This is a genomic window from Pseudomonas sp. SH10-3B, from assembly GCF_019891415.1.
In the GTDB taxonomy this organism is placed as follows: domain Bacteria; phylum Pseudomonadota; class Gammaproteobacteria; order Pseudomonadales; family Pseudomonadaceae; genus Aquipseudomonas.
The window spans coordinates 184,128-196,434 of record NZ_JAFLXD010000004.1 but is presented as its reverse complement, the minus strand read 5'-3'; the positions used below and the strand labels follow the sequence as shown (position 1 = coordinate 196,434).

8 protein-coding genes are annotated in these 12,307 nt (G+C 60.2%); all 8 read right to left on the bottom strand.

Annotation, left to right across the window (positions count from 1 at the left end; genetic code table 11):
• Positions 1-7: 7 nt before the first annotated feature.
• The gene (gene rpsA / locus J1G35_RS05185; protein WP_027604177.1) at positions 8-1,693 is read right to left on the bottom strand and encodes a 30S ribosomal protein S1; all 1,686 of its coding nucleotides are present in this window, start codon (positions 1,691-1,693) and stop codon (positions 8-10) included.
• 120 nt (positions 1,694-1,813) lie between these two features.
• On the bottom strand, positions 1,814-2,503 hold the full coding sequence (gene cmk / locus J1G35_RS05180) for a (d)CMP kinase (protein ID WP_053132468.1): 690 nt from the start codon (positions 2,501-2,503) through the stop codon (positions 1,814-1,816).
• Positions 2,500-4,710: a bifunctional prephenate dehydrogenase/3-phosphoshikimate 1-carboxyvinyltransferase gene (locus J1G35_RS05175; protein WP_262417164.1), complete on the bottom strand. Its 2,211-nt coding sequence runs from the start codon at positions 4,708-4,710 to the stop codon at positions 2,500-2,502. Before J1G35_RS05175 ends, cmk begins: the two co-directional genes overlap by 4 nt.
• A gap of 28 nt (positions 4,711-4,738) precedes the next feature.
• Positions 4,739-5,851, bottom strand: a complete 1,113-nt coding sequence (hisC, locus tag J1G35_RS05170; protein WP_223013916.1) for a histidinol-phosphate transaminase — start codon at positions 5,849-5,851, stop codon at positions 4,739-4,741.
• A 9-nt stretch (positions 5,852-5,860) separates the two neighbouring features.
• The gene (gene pheA / locus J1G35_RS05165) at positions 5,861-6,955 is read right to left on the bottom strand and encodes a prephenate dehydratase (protein ID WP_053132458.1); all 1,095 of its coding nucleotides are present in this window, start codon (positions 6,953-6,955) and stop codon (positions 5,861-5,863) included.
• Positions 6,955-8,040, bottom strand: coding sequence for a 3-phosphoserine/phosphohydroxythreonine transaminase (serC, locus tag J1G35_RS05160; RefSeq protein ID WP_065939348.1), 1,086 nt, complete (start codon positions 8,038-8,040; stop codon positions 6,955-6,957). The genes pheA and serC overlap by 1 nt, the downstream gene beginning before the upstream one ends.
• 110 nt (positions 8,041-8,150) lie before the next feature.
• Entirely contained in the window at positions 8,151-10,805 is a 2,655-nt protein-coding gene (gyrA, locus tag J1G35_RS05155) for a DNA gyrase subunit A (RefSeq protein ID WP_053132452.1), read from the bottom strand.
• A 422-nt stretch (positions 10,806-11,227) separates the two neighbouring features.
• Positions 11,228-12,304, bottom strand: a complete 1,077-nt coding sequence (mtnA, locus tag J1G35_RS05150; RefSeq protein ID WP_053132449.1) for an S-methyl-5-thioribose-1-phosphate isomerase — start codon at positions 12,302-12,304, stop codon at positions 11,228-11,230.
• Positions 12,305-12,307: the final 3 nt, after the last annotated feature.

Below are 12,307 nucleotides of genomic sequence, written 5' to 3'. Positions count from 1 at the left end.
ACAGAACTTAGTTCTGCTTAGCCATTGCTTCGCGCAGCAGGGAGGCCATGGTGGTCTCGCCTGTTGCAGCTTCCGGAGCCGATTTCAGGCTCTGGATTGCTTCTTTCTCTTCCACTTCATCTTTCGACTTGATGGAGAGTTGGATCACGCGGCTCTTGCGATCAACGCTGATGATCTTGGCTTCTACTTCCTGGCCTTCTTTCAGAACGTTGCGCGCGTCTTCAACGCGGTCACGGCTGATTTCGGAGGCTTTCAGAGTCGCTTCGATATCGTCGGCCAGAACGATGATGGCGCCTTTGGCGTCAACTTCTTTCACAGTGCCTTTAACGATGGCGCCTTTGTCGTTCTCTTGAACGTACTCGGAGAACGGATCGCTTTCCAGTTGCTTGATACCCAGGGAGATACGCTCGCGCTCTGGGTCAACCGACAGGATAACGGTGTCCAGCTCGTCGCCCTTCTTGAAACGACGAACAGCTTCTTCGCCAACTTCGTTCCAGGAGATGTCGGATAGGTGAACCAGGCCGTCGATGCCGCCGTCCAGACCAATGAAGATACCGAAATCGGTGATCGACTTGATGGTGCCGGAGATTTTATCGCCCTTGTTGAACTGGCCAGAGAAATCTTCCCATGGGTTAGATTTGCACTGCTTGATGCCCAGAGAGATACGACGACGCTCTTCGTCGATGTCCAGAACCATAACTTCCACTTCGTCGCCGACTTGTACGACTTTCGAAGGGTGGATGTTCTTGTTGGTCCAGTCCATTTCGGAAACGTGTACCAGGCCTTCCACGCCTTCTTCCAGCTCTGCGAAGCAGCCGTAGTCGGTCAGGTTGGTAACACGCGCGGTTACGCGAGTGCTTTCTGGGTAACGGGCTTTGATAGCAACCCATGGATCTTCACCCAGTTGCTTCAGACCCAGGGAAACACGGTTGCGCTCGCGATCGTATTTCAGAACCTTGACATCGATCTCGTCGCCAACATTGACGATTTCGGAAGGATGCTTGATACGCTTCCAAGCCATGTCGGTAATGTGCAGCAGGCCATCGACGCCACCCAGATCGACGAATGCGCCGTAATCGGTGAGGTTCTTGACGATACCTTTGACTTGTTGGCCTTCCTGCAGGGATTCCAGCAGAGCTTCACGCTCGGCGGAGTTCTCTGCTTCCAGGACGCTGCGACGGGAAACGACAACGTTGTTGCGCTTCTGGTCGAGCTTGATGACCTTGAATTCGAGTTCTTTGCCTTCCAGGTGCGTGGTGTCGCGCACAGGACGAACGTCGACCAAAGAACCTGGCAGGAACGCACGGATGCCGTTAACGTCGACAGTGAAGCCGCCTTTAACCTTACCGTTGATAACGCCCTTGACCACTTCTTCAGCTGCGAAGGCTGCTTCGAGAACAATCCAGCATTCAGCGCGCTTGGCTTTTTCACGGGACAGCTTGGTTTCACCGAAACCGTCTTCAACCGAGTCCAGAGCAACGTGAACTTCGTCACCGACATTGATTGTCAGATCGCCAGCATCGTTGTAGAACTGTTCCAGCGGGATCAGAGCTTCAGACTTCAGACCAGCGTGAACGGTTACCCAGCGAGCTTGGTAATCGATATCAACGATAACACCGGTGATGATGGAGCCTGCCTGAAGGTTCAGGGTTTTTAGGCTTTCTTCAAAGAGTTCCGCAAAGCTTTCGCTCATTTTAATTCCTGTTGATAAGGGCGAAGAATACGCCCATCTCCACACCCCAGACGGTGTGGGTCAGTTTCAGTTAAAAGAAGCCACCGCAGGACTATGACTGGTCCCCTGCGGCCTTCTTGATCACCCGGCGATATCGCGAATGGCGATTTCACTCAAGATGCGTTCCAGCACCTGCTCGATGGACAACTCCGTGGAATCCAGCTGTATGGCATCAGCCGCCGGCTTGAGCGGGGCTACTGCGCGCTGGGTATCACGCTCATCGCGTGCACGGATCTCATCTAGCAGACTCGACAGACTAACACCATCGACTTTGCCCTTCAACTGCAAGTAACGGCGGCGAGCCCGTTCCTCGGCGCTGGCGGTCAGGAAAATCTTCAACGGCGCCTCAGGAAACACGACCGTGCCCATATCTCGGCCATCGGCCACCAGGCCCGGTGGCTCCTGGAAGGCGCGCTGACGCTGCAGCAACGCATCCCGCACAGCCGGCAGCGCGGCAACCTGCGAGGCCCAGGAGCCGACCTGCTCATTACGTAAATCGTCGGTCACATCATCCCCTTCCAGGATGATGCGCTGGGGATGACCTTCCGTCGCGCCGACGAACTGCACATCGAGGTGCGCGGCCAGCAGCTTCAGGGACTCTTCGTTGGTCAGGTCGACGCCGTGGTTACGCGCAGCAAAAGCCAGCAGACGATACAACGCGCCAGAATCCAGCAGGCACCAGCCCAGGCGCTTGGCCAGGATGCCGGCGATAGTGCCTTTGCCCGAGCCGCTTGGCCCGTCGATGGTAATCACCGGTGATTTGATATTCACAATTGAGCCTCTTGGGCAACACGCATGCCGACTTGGGCACACAGTGTAAGAAAGTTCGGAAAAGACGTAGCAACATTGGCGCAGTCATGGATACGAATCGGCGCAGCTGCCCGCAGGGAAGCCACACTGAACGCCATGGCAATCCGGTGATCACCATGGGCATGGACTTCACCACCGCCCATCAGGCCACCGTCAATGATAATCCCATCGGGGGTCGGTTCACACTTCACTCCCAACGCCAGCAGACCGTCGGCCATGACCTGAATACGGTCAGACTCCTTGACGCGCAACTCCTCAGCGCCACGCAAAATAGTTCGGCCTTCAGCGCAGGCCGCTGCGACGAACAACACCGGAAACTCATCGATGGCCAAGGGCACCAGCGCTTCTGGAATCTCGATACCCTTGAGCGCAGCAGCACGCACACGCAGGTCAGCGACAGGCTCGCCACCGACTACGCGCTGGTTTTCCAGAGTGATATCGGCGCCCATCAGCCGCAGGATATCGACCACCCCGGTACGAGTAGGGTTTATGCCGACATGCTCCAGCAACAGCTCGGACCCCTCGGCAATCGAAGCAGCCACCAGGAAGAATGCCGAAGATGAGATGTCCCCCGGCACTTCAATATGGGTAGCCGTCAGCACATGGCCCGATTCCACCGACGCGGTAGCACCCGCCACCACAACCGGATAACCAAAACCGCGCAACATACGCTCGGTATGGTCGCGGGTCGGCGCAGGCTCGGTCACTGCGGTTTTACCTTCGGCATACAGCCCCGCCAGCAACAGACAGGATTTGACCTGGGCACTGGCCATCGGCAGCGTATAAGCCAGGCCTTTCAGCGTCTGGCCACCACGGATGGTCAGCGGCGGACACCCTTGCGGCCCGGTTTCGATCACCGCCCCCATTTCCCGCAATGGCTTGGCCACGCGATTCATCGGGCGCTTGGACAGGGAAGCATCGCCGGTCAACACACTGTCAAAACGTTGCGCCGCCAACAAACCGGACAGCAGGCGCATGGATGTACCGGAATTACCCAGGTAGATAGGCCCCGGCGCCGGCTTCAAGCCGTGCAAGCCCACACCATGAATGGTCACGCGCCCATGGTGCGGCCCCTCAATCACCACGCCCATGTCACGAAACGCCTGCAAGGTTGCCAGGGCATCTTCGCCCTCCAGGAAACCTTCGACCTCGGTCACACCGTCAGCCAACGAGCCCAGCATGATCGACCGATGGGAGATCGACTTGTCACCCGGCACCCGGATACGGCCGCTCAAGCGGCCGCCCGGGTTGGCGAGGAAGGTCAGGTCATCGGCGTTCACAGCGGTTTCCATATAGGCCCGGCGAGCCAGGATCTTGCTGAAATGCTCACGCGCCACCCGCGCACGGGTGAACACGCCCAATAGTTGATGGCCGTCCCCGGCATCGACTGCGTCGCGCAAGGCGTCGAGATCACTGCGGAAGGTGTCCAGGGTGCGCAACACCGCTTCGCGATTGGCGAGAAAGATGTCGTGCCACATCACCGGATCGCTGCCGGCAATCCGCGTGAAATCGCGGAAGCCACCGGCGGCGTAACGGAAAATCTCAAGGTTTTCGTTGCGCTTGGCCAAGGAGTCCACCAGGCCGAATGCCAACAAATGCGGCAAATGGCTGGTCGCCGCCAGCACTTCGTCGTGGCGCTCGACCTGCATATGCTCCACGTCCGCCCCCAGCTCACGCCAGAGACGATCCACCACGGCCAGCGCGGCTGGATCGGTTTGCTCCAGCGGCGTCAGGATCACTTTATGGCGGCGGAACAACTGCGCATTGGACGCCTCCACCCCGCTCTGCTCGGAACCGGCAATCGGATGGCCGGGCACGAAGCGCGCAGGCATACCGCCAAAAGCCAGTTGCGCCGCACGCACCACATTGCCCTTGGCACTGCCGACATCCGTCAGGATCGCTTGCCCCAGGTCCATGCCGGCCAATACCGCCAGCAGTTTCTCCATGGCCAGGATCGGCACCGCGAGCTGAATGACGTCAGCCCCCTGACATGCCAGCGCCAGGTCCGCCTCACAGCGATCCACCACACCCAACTCCACCGCCAGCTTGCGCGATTGCGGGTCCAGGTCCACGCCGACCACTTCGCCGCATAGCCCGCTTTCGCGCAGGCCCTTGGCGAAGGAGCCACCGATCAAGCCCAAACCCACCACCACCAGGCGACCGATCATAGGCACAGCAGGTTGCAATGCAGTGACATCAACCACGAGCCAGAACCTTGGCCAGCGCCTCCAGGAAGCGACTGTTTTCAGCCGGCAAGCCGATGGTGATCCGCAGGTGGTTCGGCATGCCGTAGTTGGCCACCGGCCGCACGATCACGCCCTCGCGCAACAGCCCCTGGAACACAGGAGCAGCCACTTGGCCGAGGTCGACACAGATGAAGTTGCCCTTGGATGGAATCCAGCCCAGGCCCAACTCACGGAAACCATCCTGCAACTGCAGCATGCCGTTTGCGTTGATGCGACGACTTTCCTCAAGGTACTCGGCATCCTTCACCGCCGCACAGGCCGCCGCCAAGGCGAGACTGTTAACGTTGAACGGCTGGCGCACGCGGTTCAGTACATCGGCAACCACCGCAGTCGACAGGCCATAGCCCACCCGCAGCGACGCCAGGCCATAGGCCTTGGAGAAAGTGCGCGACACCAGCAGGTTCGGGTAGGCCGCCAGGAAATCCAGGCCGTCCGGCAGGTCGCTGCCTTCGGCGTACTCGATATAGGCTTCGTCCAACACCACCAGTACATGCTCAGGCACGTCTTGCAGGAAGTCGTTGAGCGCTTGCGCATCGAACCAGGTGCCGGTCGGGTTGTTCGGGTTGGCGATAAACACAACGCGGGTCTGGGCATCAATGGCGGCCAGCATGGCCGGCAGGTCGTGGCCCCAGTCCTTGGCGGGAATCACGCGGGCGTCGGCACCGACTGCCTGGGTGACGATCGGGTAGACCGCAAACGCGTGCTCGCTGAACACGGCGTTCAGGCCCGGCGCCAGGTAGGCACGGCCGACCAGTTCGAGGATGTCGTTGGAGCCGTTGCCCAGGGTGACCTGGTTCAGCTCGACCCGGCATGTTTCTGCAAGCAGGGACTTGAGGGCGAAGCCATTGCCGTCCGGGTAACGGGTCAGCTCGGCCAACTCTTCACGAATCTCCGCCAATACCTTGGGGCTTGGACCCAATGGATTCTCGTTACTCGCCAGCTTGACGATCTTGGAAGGATCCAGGTTCAACTCACGCGCCAGCTCGTCCACAGGCTTACCCGGAACGTAAGGCGACAGTTGTTGCACGCCCGGCTGAGCCAGGGCGAGGAAGTTGCCACTCATGTTAAAGCCTCACAAAACCGCTTTCGGGTAAGAGCCCAGCACCTTGAGTGCCACGGCTTCCTGACTGATCTTCTCCAGCACGCCTTTGACCAGCGGATCGCGGTGGTGGCCGATGAAGTCGATAAAGAACACGTAGGTCCATTTACCGCTGCGCGAAGGACGAGTCTCGATGCGCGTCAGGTCAATCCCGTTGTCGTGGAACGGCACCAGCAGCTCATGCAGTGCGCCGGGCTTGTTACTCATGGAGACGATGATCGAAGTCTTGTCGTCGCCGGTCGGCGGCACTTCCTGGCTGCCGATCATCAGGAAACGCGTGGAGTTGTCCGGGCGATCCTCGATTTTCTCGGCCAGGCGCGTCAGACCATACAGGCCAGCGGCCATATCACCGGCGATCGCCGCCGAATTCCACTCACCCTTGACCCGCTTGGCCGCTTCGGCGTTGCTGGACACCGCCACGCGCTCGACATTCGGGTAATGGGCGTCCAGCCACTTGCGGCACTGGGCCAGGGACTGGGCATGGGAATAGATGCGGCTGATGCTATCGGTCTTGGTACTCTCGCCCACCAGCAGGTGATGGTGGATGCGCAGCTCGACTTCGCCGCAGATCACCATGTCGTGCTCAAGGAAGCTGTCCAGCGTGTGGTTGACCGCGCCTTCGGTGGAGTTTTCCACCGGCACCACGCCAAAATTCACCGCGCCGGCCGCCACCTCACGAAACACCTCGTCGATGGCCGCCATTGGCTTGCTGATCACCGCGTGGCCAAAGTGCTTCATGGCCGCCGCCTGGGTGAAGGTGCCTTCCGGGCCGAGATACGCCACTTTCAGCGGCTGCTCCAGCGCCAGGCACGACGACATGATTTCACGGAACAACCGCGCCATCTCTTCGTTGCCCAATGGGCCCTTGTTGCGCTCCATCACGCGCTTGAGCACCTGGGCTTCACGCTCCGGCCGGTAGAACACCGGCACTTCGCCTTCCGCCAGGGACGCCATCTTCACCCGGGCCACTTCCTGGGCGCAGCGCGCACGCTCACTGATCAGCTCCAGGACTTTCTCGTCCAGGCTATCAATGCGTACACGCAGGGCCTTGAGTTCTTGTTCAGACATTAGCCGTGTTCCTTTTCGAACTCTGCCATGTAGGCAACCAGCGCGTTGATCGCGTGGATGTCGACAGCGTTGTAGATGGAGGCGCGCATGCCACCCACCGAACGGTGGCCCTTGAGGTTCAACAGGCCGCGCGCGTCGGCACCGGCGAGGAATGGCTTGTCCAGGCGGTCGTCAGCCAGACGGAACGGCACGTTCATCCACGAGCGGTCGGTCAGGTTGATCGGGTTGCTGTACAGGCCGCTGGCGTCGATGAAGTCGTACAGGGTGCGCTTCTTCTCTTCGTTGAGCTTGCCCATGGCAGCCACACCGCCCTGCTCTTTCAGCCACTCGAACACCAGGCCCGAGAGGTACCAGGCGAAGGCCGGCGGGGTGTTGTACATCGAGCCGTTGTCGGCCGCGACCTTGTAGTTGAGCATGGTCGGGCACAGCGAGCGCGCGCGACCCAGCAGGTCTTCACGGACGATGTTGACCAGGATGCCGCTCGGGCCGATGTTCTTCTGCGCCCCGGCGTAGATCATGCCGTAGCGTGATACATCGATAGGCCGCGAGAGAATGTCCGAGGACATGTCGCACACCAGCGGAACATCGCCGACTTCCGGCACCCAGTCGAATTCCAGGCCGCCGATGGTTTCGTTCGCGACGTAGTGCACGTAGGCCGCATCCTTCGACAGCTTCCATTCGTTCTGACCTGGAATGGCGAAGTAGTCGTAGGGCTTGGCGGTGCCGGCCACGTTGACGTGACCGTAGCGCGAGGCCTCTTCAATAGCCTTCTGCCCCCAGATACCGGTGTCGATGTAGTCGGCAGTGCCGTCTTCCGGCAGCAGGTTCAGCGGGATCTGGGCGAACTGCTGGCTCGCACCGCCCTGCAGGAACAGCACTTTGTAATTGGATGGAATATCGAGCAAGTCGCGCAGATCCTGCTCGGCCTTGGTGGCAATGGACACGAACTCATCGCTGCGATGGCTCATTTCCATCACGGAGAGGCCTTTTCCATGCCAGTCGAGGAGTTCACCCTGCGCACGCTGCAGGACTGCTTCAGGAAGCGCCGCGGGACCGGCACAGAAGTTATAGGCTCTCTTGCTCACATCCAATCTCACTCTGATCTGGTGGGGTGGTGCAATAAATCGGGTTTCAATACTTTCAAAGGGGACAAACAACAAGGGGGCGAATCTTCATCCGCCCCCTGTGTGTCCGCTTATTCCTGCGGTTCTTCTTCGTCTGCGGCAGCATCGAGGGTTGGCTCGTCGACGTTGTCATCGCCTGTTGCGATCACCTCGCCTTCAAACTCCTCACCTTCCAGCTCTTCGCCTTCGACTTCCGACGGCTCCTGGACACGCTCCAGGCCGACCAGTTTTTCGTCCTTGGCCAGCTTGATCAAGGTCACACCCTGGGTGTTACGGCCCAGGCTCGACACTTCAGCCACACGGGTACGTACCAGGGTGCCCTGGTCGGAAATCAGCATGATTTCCTCGCCATCGAGCACCTGGACCGCGCCGACCAGACGGCCATTGCGATCGTTGCTGACCATGGCGATAACGCCTTGGCCGCCACGCTTGTACTCCGGGAACTCGCTGATGGCGGTACGCTTGCCATAGCCACGCTCGGAAGCGGTGAGGATCTGGCTGCCTTCTTCGGGGATCAGCATCGAAATCAGCTTCTGCCCTTCCGGCAGGCGCATGCCGCGCACACCGCGGGCGGTACGGCCCATGGCGCGAACGTCGGATTCCTTGAAGCGTGTCACTTTGCCACCGTCGGAGAACAGCATGACTTCACGCTCGCCATCGGTAATGGCTGCGCTGATCAGTACGTCGCCTTCGTCCAGCTCCAGGGCGATCAGGCCCACGCTGCGTTGGCGGCTGAAGGATTCCAGCGGGGTCTTCTTCACGGTGCCTTTGGCGGTGGCCATGAAGATGAAGTGACCTTCGGTGTATTCATCGACTGGCAGCATGGTGGTGATGTATTCATCACTGTCCAGCGGCAGCAGGTTGACCAACGGACGACCACGGGCAGCACGGGAGGCTTCCGGGATTTCGTAGGTCTTGAGCCAGTAAACCTTGCCCTTGCTGGAGAACAGCAACAGCGTGGTGTGGCTGTTGGCGACCAGCAGGTGAGCGATGTAGTCCTCATCCTTCACGCCGGTAGCCGATTTACCTTTACCGCCACGACGCTGGGCCTGGTAAGCAGCCAATGGCTGGGTCTTGGCATAACCACCGTGGGAGATGGTCACCACGCGCTCTTCTTCCGGGATCATGTCACCCAGGGTCAGGTCGAGGCGGGCATCGAGGATTTCGGTACGGCGCACGTCGCCGTATTCGGCGCGGATCACTTCCAGCTCTTCGCGGATCACTTCCATCAGGCGCACGGCGCTGTTGAGGATGCGGATCAGCTCGCCGATCTGGTTGAGGATCTCCTGGTACTCGGCCAGCAGCTTCTCGTGCTCCAGGCCGGTCAGGCGGTGCAGGCGCAGTTCCAGGATAGCCTGGGCCTGTTCCGGCGACAGGAAGTACTTGCCGTCACGCAGACCGTATTGCGGGTCCAGTGTCTCCGGGCGGCACGAGTCGGCGCCGGCACGTTCAACCATCGCCACGACGGCGCTGGATTCCCATGGCATCTTGATCAGCGCTTCCTTGGCTTCCGACGGCGTCGGCGAAGCCTTGATCAGGGCGATGACCGGGTCGATGTTCGACAGTGCCACAGCCTGGCCTTCCAGGATGTGACCGCGCTCGCGGGCCTTACGCAATTCGAACACGGTACGGCGGGTAACGACTTCGCGACGGTGACGTACGAAGGCTTCCAGCAGATCCTTGAGGTTCAGGATGCGCGGACGGCCGTCGATCAGTGCAACCACGTTGATACCAAACACGCTTTGCAGCTGGGTCTGGGCGTAGAGGTTGTTGAGGATCACCTCAGGCACTTCGCCACGACGCAGCTCGATCACCACGCGCATACCGTCTTTGTCGGACTCGTCGCGCAGTTCGGTGATGCCTTCGAGCTTCTTCTCTTTAACCAGCTCGGCGATCTTCTCGATCAGACGCGCCTTGTTCAACTGGTAAGGGAGTTCGGTGATGACGATCTGCTGGCGGCCACCGACCTTGTCGATGTCTTCGATCATCGAGCGGGCGCGCATGTAAATGCGGCCGCGACCGGTGCGGTAGGCTTCGATGATGCCGGCGCGACCGTTGATGATCGCGGCGGTCGGGAAGTCCGGACCGGGGATGTATTGCATCAGCTCATCGACGGTCAGCTCAGGATTGTCGATAAGCGCCAGGCAACCGTCGATGACTTCACCGAGGTTGTGTGGCGGGATGTTGGTGGCCATGCCCACGGCGATACCGCTGGAACCGTTGACCAGCAGGTTGGGGATCCGGGTAGGCATGACAGCCGGGATCATTTCGGTGCCGTCGTAGTTCGGCACCCAGTCCACGGTTTCTTTGTGCAGGTCAGCCAGCAGCTCGTGCGCCAGCTTGGTCATGCGCACTTCGGTGTATCGCATGGCCGCGGCGTTGTCGCCGTCGACCGAACCGAAGTTGCCCTGGCCGTCTACCAACAGGTAGCGCAGGGAAAACGGCTGGGCCATCCGAACGATGGTGTCGTACACCGCAGTGTCGCCGTGAGGGTGATACTTACCGATCACGTCACCGACAACACGGGCAGATTTCTTGTACGGCTTGTTCCAGTCGTTACCCAGCTCGCTCATTGCGAACAGCACACGCCGGTGCACGGGCTTCAAGCCGTCGCGCGCATCAGGCAGTGCCCGACCGACAATTACGCTCATCGCGTAGTCGAGGTAGGACTGTTTCAGCTCGTCTTCGATATTGACCGGGAGGATTTCTTTGGCCAGTTCGCCCATGAGAAGCCTGATTCCTTTTTCGGGTGAAACCTCGTCGTATCCATATGGGACGAACGAAGCTCGCCGCTGCCGGCACAGTGCCTGACAACGACTTACGACAAATCAACGAGTTATGACACGGATCTGCACGTTATGGGCACCCCCTGGGGGCGGCCCTGGAAACCGCCGGATGTTATCACAATCGCCGCCACGCACCTATCCCCCTGATGCGCATGGAGACTAGTAATTTGACGGATGACAGGCTTGAGGGCGACGAGAGGGGCTCAGAGATGGGGTGGTGCTTTTTTTTGAGGGTGGATCTGAGGGTTTTATTGACTTTAAGGGCCAATCGGGGGCAAGCCCCTCCCACAGTTTGACGTTGCTCACCATTCAAGTGTGTGAGGGAGCTTGCCCCGATAGCCATTTCACACCTACCACAGCCCTCAATGCAGCCGCTTACGGCACATCAACTTGGCCAATTTAGCCGTATCCGGCCGTTCAACCACGCCCTTCTCAGTCACGATCACATCGATCAGGTCGGCCGGGGTCACATCGAACACAGGGTTGAACGCACTCACATCGGCGGCAAAGCGTTGGCCGGAGACTTCCAGCAACTCGTCGGCGTCACGCTCTTCTAAGGCGACATCGTCGCCAGTGGCCATCATCAGGTCCAGGGTCGAACTCGACGCCACCACCATGAAACGCACGCCGTGGTGCATGGCGCACACCGCCAATTGATAGGTGCCGATCTTGCCGATCACATCGCCATTGGCGGCAATGCAATCAGCGCCGACGATCACCCAGGTGATGCCCTTGGTCTTGAGGATATGTGCGCCCGCCGAGTCGGCATTCACTGTGACCGGGATACCCTCGCCCGCCAGCTCCCAGGCGGTCAGCCGCGAGCCTTGCAGCCACGGACGGGTTTCATTGGCGTAGACGTGCTCGACCAAGCCTTCCAGGAAGGCGGCACGAATCACCCCGAGGGCCGTACCGACACCGCCCGTCGCCAAGGCGCCGGCGTTGCCATGGGTCAAAATCGCCTGGGCGTTGCCCTGATGCTTGCGAATCCGCTCAACACCCAACTGGGCCATGACGAGGTTGGCTTCCCGGTCGCTTTCATGGATCGCAATCGCTTCGGCCTCCAGCACCGCCAGCGGATCGGCGTGCTTCTTGACGCGGTCCAGGCGATCGCGCATGCGCTTGAGCGCCCAGAACAGGTTCGAGGCGGTCGGACGGGTATCGGCCAGTAGCGCGTAATCCTCTTCCCATGCGGCCTGCCAGTCACCGCCCTCGGCGATACGTTCGCGAGCGGCGAGCACCAGGCCATAGGCCGCGCTGATGCCGATGGCCGGCGCGCCACGCACCACCATGGCGCGAATGGCCGCTGCCACTTCATCCACCGTGGAACAGGCCACCCAGTTTTCCTGGGACGGCAAGGCACGTTGATCGAGCAGGTGCAGCGTGCCATCACGCCAATCGATGGCCTTCACTTTCTCCGCTGCCAACAGTCGATCGCGCATCCC